Source organism: Microbacterium sp. 2216-1, from assembly GCF_046507855.1.
In the GTDB taxonomy this organism is placed as follows: domain Bacteria; phylum Actinomycetota; class Actinomycetes; order Actinomycetales; family Microbacteriaceae; genus Microbacterium; species Microbacterium esteraromaticum_C.
The window spans coordinates 1412051-1432136 of sequence record NZ_JBKFTM010000001.1; the positions used below are offsets into that span (position 1 = coordinate 1412051).

General features: G+C 67.5%; 15 protein-coding genes and 1 tRNA gene. 9 read left to right on the forward strand and 7 right to left on the reverse strand.

Annotated elements, in window-relative coordinates; all coding sequences use genetic code 11:
- Nucleotide 1: 1 nt before the first annotated feature.
- Nucleotides 2–1675, reverse strand: coding sequence for a SulP family inorganic anion transporter (locus tag ACLD0U_RS06580; protein ID WP_410340131.1), 1674 nt, complete (start codon nt 1673–1675; stop codon nt 2–4).
- A gap of 112 nt (nt 1676–1787) precedes the next feature.
- Nucleotides 1788–2909 (reverse strand): AI-2E family transporter, encoded by a 1122-nt coding sequence (locus tag ACLD0U_RS06585; RefSeq protein ID WP_410340132.1) that lies wholly within the window; start codon nt 2907–2909, stop codon nt 1788–1790.
- 145 nt (nt 2910–3054) lie between these two features.
- Between ACLD0U_RS06585 and ACLD0U_RS06590 the strand changes: the two genes are divergently transcribed.
- Nucleotides 3055–3528: a DUF6325 family protein gene (locus ACLD0U_RS06590; RefSeq protein WP_410340133.1), complete on the forward strand. Its 474-nt coding sequence runs from the start codon at nt 3055–3057 to the stop codon at nt 3526–3528.
- 28 nt (nt 3529–3556) lie between these two features.
- Here the strand turns inward: ACLD0U_RS06590 and ACLD0U_RS06595 are convergent, their stop codons facing one another.
- Nucleotides 3557–6031 (reverse strand): LuxR C-terminal-related transcriptional regulator, encoded by a 2475-nt coding sequence (locus ACLD0U_RS06595; protein WP_410340134.1) that lies wholly within the window; start codon nt 6029–6031, stop codon nt 3557–3559.
- A 131-nt stretch (nt 6032–6162) separates the two neighbouring features.
- Nucleotides 6163–7272, reverse strand: coding sequence for a DUF998 domain-containing protein (locus ACLD0U_RS06600; protein ID WP_179410710.1), 1110 nt, complete (start codon nt 7270–7272; stop codon nt 6163–6165).
- 135 nt (nt 7273–7407) lie between these two features.
- Between ACLD0U_RS06600 and ACLD0U_RS06605 the strand changes: the two genes are divergently transcribed.
- Nucleotides 7408–8538: an AI-2E family transporter gene (locus ACLD0U_RS06605; RefSeq protein ID WP_206824310.1), complete on the forward strand. Its 1131-nt coding sequence runs from the start codon at nt 7408–7410 to the stop codon at nt 8536–8538.
- On the opposite strand, the gene ACLD0U_RS06610 is transcribed toward ACLD0U_RS06605, so the two are convergent.
- Nucleotides 8498–8570 (reverse strand) — tRNA-Val (locus ACLD0U_RS06610). The genes ACLD0U_RS06605 and ACLD0U_RS06610 overlap by 41 nt on opposite strands.
- A 154-nt stretch (nt 8571–8724) precedes the next feature.
- On the opposite strand from ACLD0U_RS06610, the gene aceE reads away from it, so the two are divergent.
- The 6 genes from aceE to ACLD0U_RS06640 all read left to right on the forward strand — a co-directional run bounded on the left by aceE (nt 8725) and on the right by ACLD0U_RS06640 (nt 16338).
- The gene (aceE, locus tag ACLD0U_RS06615) at nt 8725–11451 is read left to right on the forward strand and encodes a pyruvate dehydrogenase (acetyl-transferring), homodimeric type (protein ID WP_410340135.1); all 2727 of its coding nucleotides are present in this window, start codon (nt 8725–8727) and stop codon (nt 11449–11451) included.
- 27 nt (nt 11452–11478) lie between these two features.
- Entirely contained in the window at nt 11479–12669 is a 1191-nt protein-coding gene (locus ACLD0U_RS06620) for a PucR family transcriptional regulator (protein ID WP_179411836.1), read from the forward strand.
- Nucleotides 12670–12784: 115 nt separating this feature from the next.
- Nucleotides 12785–13705, forward strand: a complete 921-nt coding sequence (locus ACLD0U_RS06625; protein ID WP_410340136.1) for an ACP S-malonyltransferase — start codon at nt 12785–12787, stop codon at nt 13703–13705.
- Nucleotides 13702–14703 (forward strand): beta-ketoacyl-ACP synthase III, encoded by a 1002-nt coding sequence (locus ACLD0U_RS06630; protein ID WP_410340137.1) that lies wholly within the window; start codon nt 13702–13704, stop codon nt 14701–14703. Before ACLD0U_RS06625 ends, ACLD0U_RS06630 begins: the two co-directional genes overlap by 4 nt.
- A 65-nt stretch (nt 14704–14768) precedes the next feature.
- The gene (locus ACLD0U_RS06635; RefSeq protein WP_087130211.1) at nt 14769–15017 is read left to right on the forward strand and encodes an acyl carrier protein; all 249 of its coding nucleotides are present in this window, start codon (nt 14769–14771) and stop codon (nt 15015–15017) included.
- 82 nt (nt 15018–15099) lie between these two features.
- The gene (locus ACLD0U_RS06640; RefSeq protein ID WP_179410706.1) at nt 15100–16338 is read left to right on the forward strand and encodes a beta-ketoacyl-[acyl-carrier-protein] synthase family protein; all 1239 of its coding nucleotides are present in this window, start codon (nt 15100–15102) and stop codon (nt 16336–16338) included.
- A 141-nt stretch (nt 16339–16479) separates the two neighbouring features.
- On the opposite strand, the gene ACLD0U_RS06645 is transcribed toward ACLD0U_RS06640, so the two are convergent.
- Together ACLD0U_RS06645 and ACLD0U_RS06650 are read right to left on the reverse strand one after the other, a co-directional pair.
- A complete protein-coding gene (locus tag ACLD0U_RS06645; protein ID WP_179410705.1) occupies nt 16480–16983 on the reverse strand; it encodes a DUF3145 domain-containing protein in 504 nt (167 codons plus the stop codon).
- 143 nt (nt 16984–17126) lie between these two features.
- On the reverse strand, nt 17127–17900 hold the full coding sequence (locus ACLD0U_RS06650; protein WP_179411835.1) for a hypothetical protein: 774 nt from the start codon (nt 17898–17900) through the stop codon (nt 17127–17129).
- Nucleotides 17901–18073: 173 nt separating this feature from the next.
- Between ACLD0U_RS06650 and ACLD0U_RS06655 the strand changes: the two genes are divergently transcribed.
- Entirely contained in the window at nt 18074–20071 is a 1998-nt protein-coding gene (locus ACLD0U_RS06655) for a DUF262 domain-containing protein (protein WP_410340138.1), read from the forward strand.
- Nucleotides 20072–20086: the final 15 nt, after the last annotated feature.

Here is a 20086-nt window from a genome sequence, read left to right on the forward strand (position 1 = left end):
CTCACTGCTGTTCGCGGAGCTGATCTCGCGCGTCATCGGTGCGCAAGGCGTCCAGTGCCGCGCGGTTGGTCTCGAAGATGTGTTGGCCGGCGAGGATGCCGAGCCGCTCCAAGCGCGGGCGCGCGGCCGCCCGGAGCCGGCTGAACGACAGCATCACGCCCTCGGATCGGAGCCAATCCGTCAGCCCCTCAAAGGACTCCGCGGCAGTGACGTCTGCATCGGTCACCGCTTCCATATCGATCACGACGTGCTGCACGACGCCCGCGCCGGGGGCGCGCACGGCGCGGCGTACGGCTCCCGCGAACGCGTCGCCGTTGGCGAAGAACATCGGCGCGGCCATCCTGATCACGACGACCCCGGGGGCCGTCATCGCGCCGGTTGCGGCGGTCTCGAGAAGGGATGCCGTGGGCGAACCATCGGCGGCGAGCACATCGATTGCGGGGTTCGACGCACGCTTGGCGATGTTGACGAGGGCGAGCACGAAGGCGACGAGGATGCCGGCGATCGAACCGACGAACAGCGTGGTCAGGAAGCACACCGCGCCGATGCTGAACTCGAAACGATCCTGGTGCCAGAGTGCGCGGAACTCACGGAATCCCAGCAGCGGCAGGATTGCCACGCCGACGATGGCGCCGATCGCCGGCGACGGGATGTCTTCCAGTAGCCCGGTACCGAAGAGCAACAGCAGCAGCGTGCCGACTGCGAGTACCAGCGAGGGCAACTGCGTGCGCGATCCCGCCTGGTCCATAGCGGCGGTTCGACTTGTCGATGAGCCGACCGCGAAGCTGCCCTGCGCGCCCGCTGCCACGTTCGCGACGCCGAAGGCGAGCAGGTCGCGATTGGGCGAGGTCCGATAGTGCCGCTTCTCTCCGTACGAGCGCGACACGAGCAGACCTTCTGCCGTGGTGACCATCGTCAGTGCCAGCGCGGATGGGATCAGCAGCAACCAGGTCTGCCAGTCGAGCATGGGCCAGGTGAGCTGCGGTGCACCCGCGGGCACCTCGCCGAGGACGGCGACGCCCCGGTCGCCGAGATCGGCAACCAGAACCACCACGGTCGCCGCAACCATCACGACAAGGGCCCACGGCACCATCTTCAGGAATCGCTTGCCCGCCAGAAGCACGACGACGGCGAACCCCGAGATGGCGAGTGCATAGAGATTCGTACTGCCGAGGCCGCCGATCACGCCCACCAACTTGTCGACGAACTCCCCGCCCGAGTCGATCGAGATGCCGAGCATCTTCGCCACCTGCGAGACCAGAATGTCGAGTGCGAGTCCACCGACGAAGCCGATCAGGATCGGCTTCGACAGGAAGTTCGCGAGGAACCCCAGCTTGAACACGGCGAGCAGCACGAACAGGATGCCGCAGATGATCGCCTGTGCCATCGCCATCGCCAGGTAGTCCTCGGAGCCGGCTGCCGCCAGACCGCCGATCGACGACGCCACCAGGGCTGCGGCCGCGGCATCGGGCGACGCCACCAGTTGCCGCGACGACACCACGACCGCGTACACGATGGTCGGCACGACCAGCGCATACAGCCCCGCCGTCGCCGGTAGCCCCGCGATCTGTGCATAGCCGATGTTCAACGGGATTGCGATCGCGAGCAGGGTGACGCCGGCGAGCATCTCGCGCACGAGGTTCTTCGAGGTCAGTCCGGTCAGTGGTCTGTGCACCCCGTCACCTCTCTACCACGGTCATCGCGCGCCGACTCGATCACGTGCGTGGTGCCATGCTGGCACCGCGGTCGCCCCCACGGACGGCGTGCATCACCCTGGCCGGGTGATCTCAGTCCTCGGGAGCGGTGACCTGGCTGTTCTGCCTCGGGATCCAGACCTGGCGGATGATGATGAGCACCGATGCCGTGATCGGAATGGCCACCAGAGCGCCGAGCAGACCCATCAGCGTCGCCCCGATCATCGCTCCGATGATCACGAGCACCCCGGGCACGGCAACCGCCCTGCCCATCACGCGCGGGGTGATCACGTACGCCTCGACTTGGATGTACGCGAGGTAGGCGATCGCGAAGATCACCGCGGCGACGGGGCTGACGAACAGCGTCGCGATGCTCCCGATCACGAGGAAGAGCACAGATCCGATCATCGGCACGAGCGTGATGAAGAACGCGGCGAGCGCCAGCACGACGGGGGCCGACGAACCGAGCGCGAGTTGCAGCACCAGTACGACGACGGCGTTGAGCGACGAGAGCGTGATGGCACCGGCGACGACGCCTCCCACCGAACGGGTGATCTCGTCGAGCAGGTGCGAGAACCTGTCTCGACGGTAGAAGGGGACGAGAGCGGCGAGCGCGTTCTTGATGGACTGCAGCGACGAGACGAAGTAGAGCGTGAGGACGACCACCATCATGAAGCTGGAGACGGCGCCGACGACGCCGAACCCGACCCGCAGCACGCCACCCGAGATGGCGAGGAATGAACTCAGCGAGGCGAACGACTGCAGCGCGTCGGCGATGACTGCCTCCAGGTCGACCCCCAGGCTGCGTTCAAGACTCAGATACCAGTCCGCCTGCTGCATGGCGGCGATCGTCTGCGGTGCCGCGTTGACTGCTGCTGAGATCTGCCGCACGGTCGCGGGAACGACGAGGAAGACGACGATCGCGACGATCCCGAGGAAGAGCACGGCGACGATCGTCACCCCGACAGGTCTGGTTAGTCCGCGACGTTCCAGCGCGCGCACGGCAGGATCCAGCCCGAGCGCGAGGAACAGTCCGAGAAAGATCGAGATCAGCACCGTCGAGATGCCGGCGATCGTCGCGGCGAGCGCGATCGCCAGGAGGACGCCCACGGCGACGGTGAACCCCGACAGCAGAGGGTGCGCGGGCAGGAAGCGCAATGCACGGGGGCGCTCGTGCGCGCGTTGCGATGGGACGGCGGTCTTCTTCTGCCTCACGCGCCTCACGCTACTCAGCGGGTGAGACCGTGGATCGTCGCGTCGCCCGATCAGGGTGAGCAGCAGTCGTGTCTGGCTCGGACGGGATGTCACCATCGCAGGACCCTGTGATGCGAGCTCTGTGATGCGGACGGAGACCCGAGACATGCCGTTGGGACAGACCACGCTGATGCTCGCCGGAGTCGATGATGAACGGCCCGATGCGGCTCTGTTGCGCGCGCTCGTGAGTGGCGCGGTCAGCGGCGGGATCCGCTTGCTGGACTTGGTCATCGTGCGGCGTCGCACCATCAGCAGCGGCGTCCTCTACGAGGTCGACCACGACGACCTCGCGCTGATGGGGCTCCCACTCGCGGTGCCGGGCATGATCGGTGTCGATGATGCTGCCACGCTGTGCGCGCATGTGAGCATCGGTGCTGCCGCGGCGCTCATCCTTGTCGGACATCCCGCCGTTGCACAGCCTGCGGATTGGCCGCCGACCGCGCTGCGTGCTCGGCTCATCGGCGTCTGGCCGGTCCCGGTATCTGCCGCAGACCTTGTGCTGGAGGCAGCGCGGGCCAGGGCGGTGTCCGGCGCTGTGCCCGGCCGGCGTGCGTTCCGATCACGCCGGCCGGTGGCGTGAACGCAACGGTGGGGCGCACCGCAACTGATCAGAGACCGACGCGCACGGCGTCGCGACGCGACGACACGTCGAGTTTGCGGTAGATCGAGCGTTGATGGGTCTTGATGGTGTTGACCGAGACTCCAAGCTCCCGCGCGATCTCCGGCAGAGTGCGCGAGGTCTGCAATTGCCGGTACACCTCTCGCTCCCGATCAGACAAGACCCCGGCAACGGATCCAGCCGCGTCGTCCGCGAGGCACTCGCTGATGAAGTCCTCGTACTGGGTTCCGTGATGCACATGCTCGCCGAGCAGTCGGCGCACGGCGGTCTCCCGCACTCCGAACGGCAGTCGGATGCCCTCGGATGCGGCCACGGCGAGCGCAGCTTCACAGACATCGTGCGCGGCCTCGTGATCGCCGTTGTGTCTTCTCATCACCGCCGCTGTGATGAGCGTGCTGACCTTGATGTACGAGACCTCGGCGAACGTGCGCAGCGAGCGCAGTTGGATGAGCGCCTCACTGTACTCCTCCGCACGACGGAGCACGCCGGACAGTGCGAGCGCGACCAGCGGGAGGTCCGTGCGACGCACGTGTCGACGCGCGATGCGCAGTGCACGATCGCGGTTGCCGATGGCCTCTTCGAGCACAGCTATGGCCGTCTCCCGGATCACACCCCACGGCACACCGTGCAGGGTCTCGACCGGGATCTCCTGCGCTCCGATCGCGGCGCGTCGGCAGGCCGCGACGTCGCCGCCCTCCGCGGCGGCGCACGCGAGCATCAATCGCGCCACGGATGCCACCGACGGGTCGGCATCCCCCGCCGTCAACGCGGCGAACAGCTGCGAGGTCGTCGTGGGATCACCGGAGAGGTGGGCCACGAGTCCTTCCGCCATGATCGAGCTCACATCGAGACCGCCGCGCGCTGAACTGGCATCGATCGAGTCCGACATGGCGTTGATCTCGTCAAGCACATGTCGTGCCCGGCGCAGGTGTCCTGCCCACATATGTCCGAAGGCGACTCCACCGAGCGCACGCGGCCAGAGATCCGGCTCCTGCCCCCGCATCTCCCTCGCCACAGCCGCGAAGTGCTCGGCCGGGAGCACCGGATTGGTGGGGTGACGGATCTCCGCCCATGCGAGGAGGGTGTTCACGGCGACCTGATCTGCGAGTGCGGGGGCGGCCGCACCCGCGAGCATCCTCTCGCGCACCCGTTCGTGCGCAGCGGACACGCGTTCGGGCTCATCCGAGATGACGAGACGTGCGATGTCGAGCACGACGTCGTCGTCTGCCGCGCCGGACGTCGCGATCTGCGCCTGCCCGCGCACGAAGAGGTCGTGTGCCAAATGATGGTCGCCGAGCATGTCGGTGGCGCATGCGCGGATCAGGAGTAGCTCAGCATCCTCGGCCAGGTGCATCATGATCCGCGTCGCGGCGGTCTCAACCTCGGCCGCATTTCCGTTCATGCTCAAGCCGAGCCAGCACCCCAGAAGCGTGCTGCGTGCAGCGCCGATATCAGTGGCGCGCATCGAGTGCGATATCGCGGTGATCGGCTCGGGGCGGCTCAGGTGCGCGGCTGCTCGACGGTGGAGCTCGACCAACCGAGCGGGATCCTCGGCGGCGAGGAGCGATGAACATGTCTTCGAAAAGGTCGCATGCCACCGATAGCGCGTGCCCTCGGGGACCGCGAACCTGTCGAGGAACAGTCCGAGACGCGCGCATTCCTCCAGCAACCGCGCGGCATGCTCCTCGCCCGTGACCTTGGCCGCGAGGTCTGCGTCGAGAACAGCGCAGACGCTGGCATCGAGCATGAACCGAGCCAACGCAGGGGGCAACGAAGCCAGCACGTAGTCGCGCACGTAGTCGGCGAGGAAGGCCGATGCCGACGTGGCGTCCGAGTCCGGCCGTGCTCCGGCGATCATCACCATCGACACGGCGATCGGCCATCCCTGCGTCTCCTCCAGGATCGCGACGGGGGTGAGCGTATGCGATCCGGCAGCGTGCAGCTCAGCAATCTCGTCCGCTGTGAACCGCAGCACATCCGCGCACAGGAACAGGTCGGGTGCTATGAGCCGTTCGCGAGCGGAGGTGACTTCGAGCAGTGTGGTGCCGACCAGCACGATACGCAGCTTCTCGGGCATCTGCTCCAACAGCATCCCGAGCAGCCCCTCGCGCCACGCTTCCCCGGCACGATGCGCGTCATCGACCACCAACTGCACGACACCCTCTGCAGACTCCAGACTGTCGATGATGGCAGCGTAGGCGCGACGCGGATCGAACCTGGTCGTATGCGAAGGCGCGCCGCCCCGCCCATCCGTGGCGACCGCCAGCGCGTCGAGCACGCCGCGCGCCAGGCGACGTGGATCCGCGTCGAGCGCGTTCAGCGTGAGCCAGGCGAGCCGGTCAGCGTTCGCGCCCCACTCAGCGACTGCGGTGGTCTTGCCGTAGCCGCTCGGCGCACTCACGATGCAGAACGAGTAGCGGGCGAGCGCCGCGTCGATCGTGGCGGTGACGCGTGGGCGGCGCACGTTCTCAGGCCGAGGCATCGGGGCGCGGAATCGCACGTTCGATCCCACCGGAACACTCCCCCGCGCAGGCGCCATGCGAACAACCTACCCAGAAGCGCGTGTCCTGCCCAGAGCACGACGCCCGGTGGCTCTCACGAAGCGGTTCGCTCCGCGGCCTCGCTCGCGTCCGACACGGCATCGGCGGCGCTCGCATCCTGTGCGAGAGCCGCCACGGTGCGGATCAGCAGGATGATCCACGCGAACACGACAACACCGGCGACGAGCTCGACGGCGGTCAACGTGTAGTAGCCGGTCGCGAACAGCACCGCGTGCAGCACGATCACCGCGATGAACAGGTAGCCGATCGACAGGAACGTGCGAGACACACCGGGTAGCCACCATTTCAGTCCGACCACCAGCACACCGAAGGCCACGGCCATGCCCGAAGCCACGCCCGTGTGCAGCGCGAAGTACTGATCCACCGGGAACAGTCCCACCATGCCGAGGAAAACACCCACGATGATGAGGCAGGTGCGCACCGCGACGACTCCGCGCCCGGATTGCCCAGGAATCGCGTTTGTCGCGTAGCGGGCGAGAGTCGTCACCAGAATGCCCGCGATGATCAGCGTCAGGTTGAACGTGCGCGCCGAGAGGTCATCGGTCATACCCAGGGCGCTGAGGTTGTCCTTCCACCACGTCGGGTCGCTCGCGGTGAGCATGCTTGCGAGCACTCCCACCACGAGGAACAGGGCGAGCACGACGGCGAGCAGCTGGAGGTCCAGGTGGGTGGCCGAGACGAAGACGACATAAGCGGTGAGCGCTGCCGCTGCACCCGAAAGCAGCAGCACCGGCAAGGGGAAGACCACCGCTCCGATGAGTCCGGCCTCCAGAATCACCGCCACCAGCGTCCAGCCCAGCAGCGCGATCACCGCGTGTGCGAAGGCCAGCGCGGCGACGTCGACGAGATCCAGCGCCGCTAGCCGTTCGCGTCTCTGCGGTTCCGCCACCACGATCCGTCCGAGCACGAACACCACGGCGGCGGTGGCCGCCGCCGAGACAGCGGCGAACTGGCCGAGCGAGCCCGCTCCGGCGATGGGTGCGGGCCGAAAGCCGAAGACCGGTAGGGCGATCAGCGCCACGAGTACGAAGGCGAAGATCGAGATCTGCAGGCCGATGGCCTCTCGTGCGCGCTCCCTCGTGCCCTCATTGGCGCTCGAACGCGCAACAGTCAGCAGGTCGGGGCGTACGGAGCGAGTCGGCATACCCACATTCTCGCGGGCATCCGATCGCCGTGCGAGACGCGTCATCCCACCCGGGCGAGTGCAGGGCGTTACCCTGACGAGGTGACGACCACCCCCGCACAAGACCCCGCACCGATTCTCTCGCCCGCGACGCGGGTGCTTCTGCTGCTGGCAGCCGCGACCGTCACGCTCGTGGGCGTGCACCTGGCGCAGGATCTGATCACGCCCCTCGCGCTCGCTCTGGTCATCGTGATCATCTGCGAGCCGGTGCGGGGCCCGCTGGAGCGGCGCGGGTGGCCGCGTTGGGCGGCATCGACCACCGTTATTGCCCTCGCCTACCTCGTTCTGGCGCTGATGGGCCTGTTGTTGTGGATCGCCGGGGCGCAGTTCGTGCGCATGATCGAGGATCTCGCGAGCGCCGGGATGCCCCAGCCGCTCGACGAGCTGATCGCCCTGCTGCAGACGGCTGGTCTCGGCGCGGGTCTCGCGGAGGCCGCATCCGGACTGCTGGACCCCTCGCTGCTGCTGGGCATCGCCCGCAGCGCATGGAGCGCGACGCTCGGTACCGCGACGGCGCTGTTCTTCGTCTGCGCGTACGTGATCATGATGGCCGTCGACGGATCGCGGTACCGCGACGCCCCGCGTCTGTTCGGTGCGGCCAAGGGGCCGACCATGGCGCGCATCTCGAACCTCACCTCGGGCATCCGCCGCTACTACGTCGTCAACGCCGTCTTCGGAGCGATCGTGGCGATCATCGACGGTCTCGCCCTGTGGTGGCTCGGGGTGCCCGCGCCCGTGGTCTGGGCGGTTCTCGCGTTCGTGACGAACTTCATCCCCAACATCGGCTTCATCGTCGGGCTCGTGCCGCCGGCTATTCTCGCGTTCCTGGTCGGCGGCTGGCCGCTGATGCTCGGTGTGGTCGCGATCTACTGCATCGTCAACGTCACGCTGCAGGTACTGATCCAGCCGAAGTTCGTCAGTGACGCGGTGGGGCTGAGCCTGACGATCACGTTCTTCTCGGTGGTGTTCTGGACGTTCGTGATCGGCCCGCTGGGTGCGATCCTGTCGATCCCGCTGACCCTGTTCAGCCGCATGCTGCTGCTCGAGTCCGACCCGCGCGCAACGTGGTCGCGCTGGCTCTCCGGGGATCGTGACGCGGTCCCCACCGCGAAGACGTCGGATGCCGCAGGCACGGCTTCCGGCGATGACGCGACCTCCGACAACGACGCGGAGTCCGGTGATGATGTGGGCCCTGCCGGGATCGAACCGACGACATCCACGGTGTAAACGTGGCGCTCTACCAGCTGAGCTAAAGGCCCTGACCCGTTCAGTGTATCGGTGATCGGTTGCGTCGTCGTACGCCCGAACGGATATAGGCTGAGGACAGCGCGCGTTGTGCCGAGCCGACAAGGCTCCCCGTGTCGCTCCCCCGTTTCCTTGGCACGACCTGCCAGATCGACGAAAGGCTCCACCGTGACTGTTCACGATCAGGACCCGTACTCCCAGGCACCACTGGACAGCGACCCGGAGGAGACCGGCGAGTGGCAGCAGTCGCTCGATGAGCTGGTGGATGCCAAGGGGCACGGCCGCGGCCGCGAGATCATGCTCAGCCTGCTGAAGCGCTCGAAGGAGCTGCACCTCGGCGTGCCGATGGTTCCGACCACCGACTACATCAACACGATCGCCCCCGAGAACGAGCCGACCTTCCCCGGTGACGAAGAGGTCGAGCGTCGTTACCGCAGCTGGATCCGCTGGAACGCGGCGGTCACCGTGCACCGTGCGCAGCGCCCCGGCATCGGTGTGGGTGGGCACATCTCGACCTATGCGTCGTCCGCCTCGCTGTACGAGGTGGGCTTCAACCACTTCTTCCGCGGTGCCGACGCTGAGGGCGGCGGAGACCAGATCTTCATCCAGGGCCACGCCTCACCCGGCATCTACGCCCGGTCGTTCCTGGAGGGGCGCCTCGACGAGCAGCAGCTCGACGGGTTCCGGCAGGAGAAGTCGCGCGCGCCGCACGCACTGTCGTCGTACCCGCACCCGCGTCTGATGCCGGAGTACTGGCAGTTCCCGACGGTGTCGATGGGCCTGGGTCCGATCAACGCCATCTATCAGGCGATGTCGAACAAGTACCTCGAGAACCGCGGTATCAAGGACACCTCGGCCTCACACGTCTGGGCCTTCCTCGGCGATGGCGAGATGGACGAGATCGAGAGCCGCGGCCAGCTTCAGGTCGCCGCCAACGAGGGCCTCGACAACCTGACGTTCGTCGTCAACTGCAACCTGCAGCGCCTCGACGGCCCGGTGCGCGGAAACGGCAAGATCGTCCAGGAGCTGGAGTCGTTCTTCCGCGGCGCCGGCTGGAACGTCATCAAGGTCGTCTGGGGCCGGGAGTGGGACGACCTGCTCGCCCGCGACACCGAGGGCGCGCTGCTGAACATCATGAACTCCACGCCCGATGGCGACTACCAGACCTACAAGGCCGAGTCGGGTGCCTACGTGCGTGAGCACTTCTTCGGCAAGGACGAGCGCGCGCTCAACCTGGTCAAGGACCTCAGCGACGACCAGGTGTGGCAGCTGCGCCGCGGCGGTCACGACTACCGCAAGGTGTACGCCGCGTACCAGGCCGCTCTGGCTCACAAGGGTCAGCCCACCGTCATCCTCGCCAAGACCGTCAAGGGTTACGGGCTCGGACCGCACTTCGAGGGTCGCAACGCGACCCACCAGATGAAGAAGATGACGCTGGAGAACCTCAAGACCTTCCGCGACACCATGCACATCCCGATCACGGATGCGCAGCTCGAAGAGAACCCCTACCTGCCCCCGTACTACCACCCGGGTGCGCAGGACGACACGATCCAGTACATGCTCGAGCGCCGCAAGAACCTCGGTGGCTTCCTGCCCGAGCGTCGCGCCACGCACGTGCCGCTGTCGCTGCCCGGAGACAACTCCTACGCGCTGCCCAAGAAGGGCTCCGGTACGCAGGAGATCGCCACGACGATGGCGTTCGTCCGACTGCTCAAGGACCTGCTGCGGTCGAAGGACTTCGGTCACCGCATCGTGCCGATCATCCCCGACGAGGCCCGCACCTTCGGTCTGGACGCATACTTCCCGACGGCGAAGATCTACAACCCGAACGGCCAGCAGTACACCTCGGTCGACCGCGAGCTGCTGCTGGCGTACAAGGAGAGCCCGCAGGGCCAGATCGTGCACGTCGGCATCAACGAGGCGGGGGCCCTCGCGGCGTTCACCGCGGCGGGAACCTCGTACGCGACGCACGGCGAACCGCTGATCCCGATCTACATCTTCTACTCGATGTTCGGCTTCCAGCGCACCGGCGACGCCCAGTGGGCCGCTGGCGACCAGATGGCTCGCGGCTTCATCATCGGCGCCACCGCCGGGCGCACCACGCTCACCGGCGAGGGCCTGCAGCACGCCGACGGCCACTCGCCGTTGCTGGCGTCGTCCAACCCGGCGACGGTGTCGTACGACCCGGCATACGGCTACGAGATCGCCCACATCATGCGCTCGGGCCTGGAGCGCATGTACGGCGGCAACCACCCCGACCCGAACGTGATGTACTACATCACCGTCTACAACGAGCCGCTCGTGCAGCCGGCCGAACCCGAGGATGTCGATGTCGACGGCATCATCCGCGGCATCCACCGCGTCTCCGTCGGCGAGGGCGAGGGTCCGCGCACGCAGCTGCTCGCCTCGGGCGTCGGTCTGCCGTGGGCGTTTGAGGCCCAGCAGCTGCTCAAGCAGGACTGGGGCGTCGTCTCGGACGTGTGGTCGGTGACCTCGTGGAACGAGCTGCGCCGTGACGGCCTCGCCGTCGACGAGCACAACTTCCTGCACCCCGACGAAGAGCCCCGCACCGCGTATGTGACGCAGAAGCTGCAGGGTTCCGAGGGCCCGGTCATCGCCGTCAGCGACTACATGCACGCCGTGCAGGACCAGATCCGCCCGTGGGTGCCCAGCAGCTACTACACCCTGGGCGCCGACGACTTCGGGTTCTCCGACACGCGCGCCGCGGCTCGTCGCTACTTCAAGATCGACGGGCCCTCGATGGTCGTGCGCGCTCTGCAGGCGCTCGCCGACGAGGGCAAGATCGATCGCGCCCGGGTCGGCGAGGCGATCGCGAAGTACCGCCTGTTCGATGTGAACGCCGGATCGAGCGGGAACGCGGGCGGCGAGAGCTGACACGTGACCGGATCCTCGAACCCGGCCATGGATAAGGCCGCCACACTCGCCTGGTTGCGCAAGATCTCGGGCGATATCGCCACGGTCACCATCAAGCGGCTCGAGGACACCCTTCCCTGGTACGCCGACATGCCACCGGCCCGCCGCTCTGCGGTCGGGCTGGTGGCCCAGGCCGGGATCACCTCGTTCATCCAGTGGTACGAGGACCCGACGTCGACGCCGTGGATCGCGGCCGATATCTTCGCCGCGGCTCCCCGTGAGCTGCTGCGCAGCGTGAGCCTGCAGCAGACCCTGCAGCTGATCCGCGTCACCGTCGAGGTCACTGAGGAGCGCGTCGCCGGGCGCGGCGAGGATCTGCGCGAAGCGATCCTGCTGTACTCCCGCGATGTCGCCTTTGCCTCGGCCGACGTGTACGCTCGCGCCGCCGAAGCCCGCGGCCTGTGGGATGCCCGACTCGAAGCGCTGGTCGTGGACTCGATCCTCACCGGCGAGGCCGATGAGGAGTTACCCAGCCGCATCGCCGCGCTCGGTTGGCACGGTCATGGCGAGGTATGTGTGCTCGTCGGCACGACGCCGCCGCAGTTCGACGTCGATCTGGTGCGCCGCACGGCGCGCCGGCTCTCGGTCGATGTGTTGATCGGGGTTCAGGGCTCCCGATTGGTGCTCGTGATCGGTCGCGCCCGTGTGCCGGGCAAGGAGGTCGACGAGGTCGAGCTGCCGTTCAGTGAGATCGCGCAGCGCCTGGAGCCGTCGTTCGGTCCGGGGTACGTCGTGCTCGGCCCTCCCGTCACCGCTCTGGTTGATGCCGGGCAGAGCGCTCGCGCGGCATTGGCCGGCTTCGCCGTTGCCCGAGCGTGGCGCGGAGCCCCCAGACCTGTCGAGGCCGACGATCTGCTGCCCGAACGCGCGCTGGCCGGAGACACGCTGGCGAAGCAGACCCTGATCGAGCGGATCTTCCGCCCGCTTGAGGCGCACTCCCCCGATCTCGTGACGACGCTGTGGAGTTATCTCGACAACGGCCGGTCGCTGGAGGCGACGGCGCGCGAGCTGTTCGTGCATCCGAACACCGTGCGCTACCGACTAAAGCGCGTCACCGAGGTGATCGGCTGGGATGCGACAGGTCCGCGCGAGGCGTTGATTCTGCAGACAGCGCTGATCCTCGGATCCATCGGCGCCGTCGACCCCGCGCGGCGGCGCGCGACGACGCGTCGGCGCTGATCACACGAACGAGGCGCTGATCGCACGAAGGATCTGTGCGCCACGCACAATCGATGCGTCGATTCTTGTGATGGTTCATCCACCGTCTCGCGCGATTCGTTGGCAAACTGGATGGGTGATTGTCGCCGCCTGCCCTGGACAGGGCTCACAGACCCCCGGTTTTCTCGCTCCGTGGTTGGAGCTCGATGGCGTGCCCGCACAGCTGGCTGCCTTCTCGGAGGCGGCGGAGGTCGACCTGATCGCGCACGGCACCGAGTCGGATGCCGATACCATCCGCGACACGCGCATCGCCCAACCGCTGATCGTCGCCGCCTCGATCGTCGCCATGACGCAGCTCGTGGAGCGCGCGGGCCGCACGGCCGATGGTCTGGCGGGGCACTCGGTCGGCGAGATCGCGGCGCTGAACGCGGCGGGTGTGATCGATGCAGACAGCGCAATGCGTCTGGTGGGCATCCGGGGCCGGGCGATGGCGGATGCTGCCGCGCAGACGCCGACCGGCATGAGCGCTGTGCTCGGCGGGGACGCCGATGTCGTGCTCGCCCTGCTGTCCGAGCTCGGTCTGACTCCCGCGAACTACAACGTGGCGGGCCAGATCGTCGCCGCCGGCGAGCTTCCCGCGCTGGCCGAGCTGGCTGAGCGCGCACCGCGCGGCGTGCGGGTCATGCCCCTGCAGGTCGCCGGCGCGTTCCACACCTCGTACATGGCCCCGGCCGTAGACACCCTGCGCGCCGCGGTTGACGATGTCACACCCCAGAACCCGACGCACACGCTCTGGTCCAACCGAGATGGCGCCGCCGTCTCGTCCGGCCAGGACGCCCTCGACCGGCTCGTCACCCAGGTCTCGTCCCCGGTGCGCTGGGACCTGTGCATGGAGTCGTTCACTGCGGCCGGCATCACGGGCTTCATCGAGCTGGCACCCGCCGGGGCGCTCGTGGGCCTCGCCAAGCGTGGACTGCGCGGCGTTCCCAACGTCGCGGTCAAGACCCCCGAAGACCTCGATGCGGCTGCAGAGCTGCTGAACGGAGCAGCAGCATGACCGGCATCACCGCCCCGCCATCGGGCCCCGCATACACCCGCATCTACTCGGTCGGCGCGGCCCGGGGCGAGAACGCCGTGCCCAACGACGACTTGATCGGCCCGATCGACTCCAGCGACGAGTGGATCCGCCAGCGCACCGGCATCATCACCCGCACCCGCGCGATCGCCGAGACATCGGCCGTCGACCTGTCGGCGGCGGCCGCCGCCGAAGCGGTCGAGCGCTCCGGCGTCGACCCCGCCGAGATCGACCTCGTGATCGTGGCGACGATCAGCAACCCGAAGCAGACGCCGTCCGTGGCGGCGATCGTCGCAGACCGGATCGGCGCCACCCCGGCGGCCGCCTACGACATCAACGCTGCCTGCGCCGGTTACGCGTACGCCGTTGCCCAGGCCGATGCTCTGATCCGCACCGGGACGGCCCGCCACGCGGTCGTCATCGGTGCCGAGAAGCTCTCCGACATCGTCGACCCCACCGACCGCAGCATCTCGTTCCTGCTCGGCGACGGCGCGGGTGCTGTCGTGATCGGCCCCAGCGAGACGCCGGGCATCTCGGCGACCGTCTGGGGGTCGGACGGCTCCAAGGCCGACCTGGTGGGCATGAACCACACCCTCGTGGAGTTCCGCGATGGCACCGCGCCATGGCCGACGCTGCGCCAGGAGGGCCCGCGCGTGTTCCGCTGGGCCGTCTGGGAGATGGCGAAGGCCGCGCGCGAAGCGCTCGAGAAGGCCGGTATCGAGGCATCCGACCTCGCCGCCTTCATCCCGCACCAGGCGAATCTGCGGATCATCGAGGAGTTCGCCAAGCAGCTGAAGCTCCCCGAGACGACCGTCATCGCCCGCGACATCGAGACGACGGGCAACACGTCGGCCGCGTCCATCCCGCTCGCGACGCACCGCCTACTCGAGGAGCACCCCGAGCTCAGCGGCGGGTTGGCACTGCAGATCGGCTTCGGCGCAGGTCTCGTCTTCGGCGCACAGGTCGTCGTGCTGCCCTGACCGGGCGCCCCTTTTCCCTAGACTGTTCACCGGTTCCGAAACCACTCCGAGAAAGAGGAAGAAACATGGCTCTCACCAACGACGAGGTCCTCGCTGGCCTTGCAGAGCTCGTCACCGACGAGACCGGCATCGACGCATCCGAGGTCGCGATGGAGAAGTCGTTCACCGACGACCTCGACATCGACTCGATCTCGATGATGACGATCGTCGTCAACGCCGAGGAGAAGTTCGGCGTCACCATCCCGGACGACGAGGTCAAGAACCTCAAGACCGTCGCCGACGCCGTCAACTTCATCGTCGCCGGCCAGGAGTAAGACCCTGCGGATGCCACCCCCGCGGACCGCGGGGCGTGGCATCCTCCTTCCCTGATCCCTCCCCTCCTCACGAAGGACCCCCATGACCAAGCGCATCGTCGTCACCGGTATCGGCGCCACGTCCGCGTTGGGCGGCACCGCCCCCGAGAACTGGACCAACCTGCTCGCAGGAAAGCCCGGTGCCCGGACGCTGACCCACGAGTGGGTCGACCAGTACGAGATCCCGGTGAAGTTCGCCGCTGAGGCCATCGTGCGCCCCGAGGAGGTCCTGCCGCGCCACGAGGCCAAGCGTCTCGACCCGTCCACGCAGTTCGCACTGATCGCGGCGCGTGAGGCATGGGCGGATGCCGGAGAGCCCGACGTGGCCCCCGAACGTCTCGGCATCGACTGGGCGACCGGCATCGGCGGCGTGTGGACACTGCTCGACGCCTGGGACACCCTCCGCGAGCGCGGCCCGCGGCGTGTCATGCCGCTGACGGTGCCGATGCTGATGCCCAATGCGGGCGCCGGAAATCTCTCGCTGCACTTCGGAGCGAAGGCGTACGCCCGCACCGTCGTCAGTGCGTGCGCGTCGAGCACCGAGTCGCTGGTGAACGCGTACGAGCACCTGCAGGACGGCTTGGCCGATGTCGTGATCGCCGGAGGCGCCGAGTCGGCGATCCACCCGATCACGATGGCGTCGTTTGCTTCGGCCCAGGCGCTCTCGCGCCGCAACGACGACCCCGCCGGTGCCTCACGTCCTGGCGCGATTGACCGCGACGGCTTCGTGATGGGCGAGGGCGGTGCAGCCATGGTCCTCGAGACCGAGGAGCACGCCAAGGCCCGCGGCGCGAAGATCTACGCCTACCTGGTCGGTGGCGGCGTCACGGCCGACTCGTATCACATCACCGGCAACGACCCGGAGGGCGCCGGTGCTGCCCGCGCCGTTGAGCAGGCGCTCGCTCAGGCCGGCGCGACTGCCGACGATGTGGCGCACATCAACGCCCACGCCACCTCCACCCCGGTCGGCGACCCCAACGAGTACGAGGCTCTCAAGCGCGTCTTCGGAGACCGCATCGATGAGATCCCGGTCTCGGCGACCAAGGCATCGACCGGCCATCTGCTGGGTGGTACCGGCGCGCTGGAGGCCGTCTACACGGTGCTCGCCCTGCGCGACCGGGTCGCACCGCCCACCATCAACATGTCTGAGCCCGACCCGGCTGTGCCGTTCAAGCTGTCGGGTGAACCGCAGCCGCTCGGCGACGGCGATCTGCTGGCGATCAGCAACTCGTTCGGCTTCGGCGGGCACAACGCCGTTGTCGCGTTCCGCAGCGCCGACTGAGTCGGCCACGCATGACTGAAGCCCCCTGCTTCCCCGCAGGGGGCTTCAGTCGTCTCACGGAGGATTCGTTTTCTCGGCTTCCGGGAGCGACTCACCGGACCCCGGTACTCGCGCCTCCTCCGCAGGTTTTCATGATCCGACTCAGCCGACCTTGTGCAGCCAGACCACGCGTGCATCGTCGCCGGCATGCCGGAACGGTTCCAGTTCCTGGTCCCACGCCGAGCCCAGCGCGACGTCGAGTTCACGTTGCAGTTCGATCGCGCTGCCGGCGGCGATCTCCATCGCATAGCGGATGCGGTCCTCGCCGATGACGATGTTGCCGGACGCATCGGTCTGCGCGTAGTGGATGCCCAGATCGGGCGTGTGCAGCCAGCGTCCGCCGTCATTGGCGGGCGTGGGGTCCTCTGAGACCTCGAAGCGCAGATGCTCCCACCCGCGGATGGCTGTTGCGAGAGCAGCCCCCGTACCGACCGGACCGTCCCAGTGGAACTCGGCGCGGCGCGTACCCTGTTGCACGGGCTGATCGCTCCAGTCGAAGCTGACGGCGCGCCCGATGGCGCCTCCGACCGCCCATTCGAGGTGCGGGCAAAGCGCGCGTGGTGCGGAGTGGATGAACACCACCCCGCGTGCGTATCCCGTCGCCATGATCTCTCCGTTTCATCAGGTACGTCTTCCCCTACGACCTGAACCGAGAATCCGGCGAACTATGTGGTTGTACGGCGATTATCACCCAGATCCGGGCGAATCACAAGCATGTGATCCGCCCGGATCCTCAGGCGTTCAGAGGCTCAGGCCTCGCTCATCGCGAGCTTGACCTGCTGGCCCTTCGCGGCGTAGTAGGCCGCGCGCGCGGCATCCTTGCGAGCCTGCTCGGCGTAGCCCGCCTCGAGCACGTCCTGCGCGACCTCGACCTGGGTGTGCTGGTCGGTGCCGTTGTACTTCTCAATGTAGGCGTCGAGCTCGGGGCCCGACTCCCACGAGGTGATGAGGCAGTAGCGCGGCTCGGTACCGTTGTGCGTCGCGGCGTGCCACAGGCGCTGCGTGTCGACGATCAGCTGGGCGCCGGCGGGCAGGGCGATCCGGTACTCGATGCTCGGGTCGGTGCGGTTCTCACGCAGGACGAAGTAGCTGTCCTTGTCGTCGGTGAGGTTGAAGAAGCCGCGGACGACCCATCCGGTACCATCCGGGTTCAGACGGTTGTTGTCGTCCTGGTGCAGGTTGTACAGGCACTCGCCGTACGGGGTCGGCTGCAGCTCGATGATGCGGCAGCGGCCGACGTTCGCACCGGGCTCCTGGGCGCGTGCGGTGAGGGTCGGAGCGATCGCGGTCTGCGAGTCGATCCAGACACCGTCCTTGTCGGTGCGCGGCGGCTTGTGGTTCCAGAAGCCGTTGCACTCGATCTCGCCCTTGGCGCTGGCGAGCGGGGCGAAGCGGGTGTCGCCGGAAGACTTCCAGTCGACGTACTCGATGTCGAGCCATTCCTTGGGGTCCATCTCGGCGCCGTAGCTGTCGAGGATCACGAACCCCTTGTCTTCAAGGGCTGCGGACTTGATGTATCCCATGATCTGAGTCATGTCCTTTCGTAGCGGGCCAGCACGTTTTAACAGGCCCTACTTAGGCAAGCCTACCTGCGCACCCTGGACACTCCCCAGAGCCCGGCCAGGAAAAATCTGGCCACGGCTAGACTCGATGCGGCGGGTTCCGTCACACCGCCGCTCGGAGGAATCACCCAGTCATGGCAACGGCGACGAATGTCGAAGCGACCGCAACCGGCACCATCGAGTGGCTCGCCGCTCCCACGACCAACATCGTCGTCCCGGTGTATCAGCGTCAGTACCGCTGGGACATCGGCGGATGCGAGAAGTTGCTCTCGGACATCCGTGCGGTCGCCGCACAAGATGACGAGCACCGGCACTTCATCGGCTCCATCCTGTCGGGCCGCGACGCCTCGGGCGGCGACCTGATCCTTATCGACGGGCAGCAGCGCATCACGACGGTCATGCTGCTGATCGCCGCGCTGCACCACGCGGTGCAGGGCAGTGATCCCGCGATGGCCGCCGAGCTCGAACGCGTCCTCGTCCGCGCCGATGACGCGTCCCGCACCAAGTTGCGCCCGCACCACGCCTGGGCCGAGTTGTACGAGTCGGTCGTGCTCGACCGGCGCGATGATGCCGACCGCGAGTCGCGCTTCGACGATAACTACGCCTTCTTCCGCAGTCAGGTGCATGCCGATGAGGCAGCTGTGATCTGGCGTGGTCTGCAGAAGCTCGAGCACGTCTCGATCACGCTCGGCGCCAGCGCCAGCGCCCAGCAGATCTTCGAGAGCCTGAACTCGACCGGGCAGCCGCTGCGCGACCACGAGCTCATCCACAACTACATCCTGATGGGCCTCTCCCACGCCGAGCAGCTGAGCATCGAGCAGGAGTTCTGGCTGCCCATCGAGCAGGCCACCGGTGAGAGCATCGGCGCGTTCTGGCGTCACTTCCTGGTGATGACACTCGGCCGCGAGATCGACGTCTCGGGCGAGCACGGCGTGTACGCCGCGTTCCGCAGCTCGTTCCCCCGACTCGACGCCGCGCGTCTGCGTGCGGATGCCACCGTCTGGCGCGAGTATGCCGAGATCTACGGCATCCTCCTGGACCCGCAAGGCGAATCGGATGCCGGCATCCGCCGTCATCTGCACCATCTGAACACCTTCGGGCGGGCGACGTACCCCCTCGTGATGAGCGCGTACGGCGACCACCGTCGCGGCGCGATCACGCGCGACGAGCTGATCGAGGTGCTGGAGTGGACGCAGGCGATGTTCCTGCGCCGCGCGATCGTCGGCCTGCCGACCGACCGGCTCATCGCACGGTTGTGCCGCGCCCGTCAGACGGGACGCGATGAGCTGATGCGCGCCGTCGCGCGCATCACGCCGTCGGATGAGCGCGTGAGCGCCGTGCTCAAGTATGGGGAGCTCCCCCACCCCGCGTACGTGCTCGGCCGACTCGAGCAGGTCGATGACCTCGACGCCTACGACATCGAGAGCATCGTGCCGGCGGTCCCCGCCGACGGCTGGAGCGGAGACGGTTCCCGGGTGTGGAAGGACTACAGCGACGACGAGCAGAACAGCCATCGTGCGCTCGCACCGACGCTGGGAAACCTGACGCTGCTGGAGTCCGCGCTGACCGAGCGCGTGTTCGGTGCCTCGTTCCCCACCAAACGCGACGATGCCTATGCGCGCAGTGCGGTGCCCGCCACGCGGGAGCTGGCCGCAGTGGCGAGCTGGAATACCGCGGCGATCACGGCGCGCACCGTCCGCCTGATCGACGAGTTCGTGACGATCTGGGCACGCCCGGCGCTGCCCGAGATCGACGACGACGGACTCACCCCGGTGCTCGATGCCGTGCGGCGGCGCGGGTGGCCGATGGGGTGGGAGCGCGAGTTCGACTACTGCGAGTATCGGGGCGAGCACTGGGAGATCAAGGATGTGCGCGCCCTGTTCAACCGTGTCTTCCGACGCGCATGGACCGATGATCCGTCCGCGGCGCTCGCCTACAGCGCGAAGCACGGCGGGCCGATCTACGACGAGATGGCGTGGAAGGGTCAGTGGGACTCGCTCGATGCCGCGCACCACTTGTACATGGGGTGGGATTCCCACTACATGATGACCGCACTCCAGGGGGTGCTGGAGGAGTCCGGTATCGCCGCCGAGGTGTTCGTGAAGTACTCCTACGTAGGGAACGTGATGTGATGCGCACTGCTCAGA

Excerpts from the sequence above, each read along its gene's own strand:
- ACLD0U_RS06590 (WP_410340133.1), top strand. The coding sequence starts at position 3,055 with ATGCCGTTGGGACAGACCACGCTGATGCTCGCCGGAGTCGATGATGAA.
- ACLD0U_RS06600 (WP_179410710.1), bottom strand. The coding sequence starts at position 7,272 with ATGCCGACTCGCTCCGTACGCCCCGACCTGCTGACTGTTGCGCGTTCG.
- ACLD0U_RS06620 (WP_179411836.1), top strand. The coding sequence starts at position 11,479 with ATGGATAAGGCCGCCACACTCGCCTGGTTGCGCAAGATCTCGGGCGAT.
- ACLD0U_RS06630 (WP_410340137.1), top strand. The coding sequence starts at position 13,702 with ATGACCGGCATCACCGCCCCGCCATCGGGCCCCGCATACACCCGCATC.
- ACLD0U_RS06635 (WP_087130211.1), top strand. The coding sequence starts at position 14,769 with ATGGCTCTCACCAACGACGAGGTCCTCGCTGGCCTTGCAGAGCTCGTC.
- ACLD0U_RS06640 (WP_179410706.1), top strand. The coding sequence starts at position 15,100 with ATGACCAAGCGCATCGTCGTCACCGGTATCGGCGCCACGTCCGCGTTG.
- ACLD0U_RS06645 (WP_179410705.1), bottom strand. The coding sequence starts at position 16,983 with ATGGCGACGGGATACGCACGCGGGGTGGTGTTCATCCACTCCGCACCA.
- ACLD0U_RS06650 (WP_179411835.1), bottom strand. The coding sequence starts at position 17,900 with ATGGGATACATCAAGTCCGCAGCCCTTGAAGACAAGGGGTTCGTGATC.
- ACLD0U_RS06655 (WP_410340138.1), top strand. The coding sequence starts at position 18,074 with ATGGCAACGGCGACGAATGTCGAAGCGACCGCAACCGGCACCATCGAG.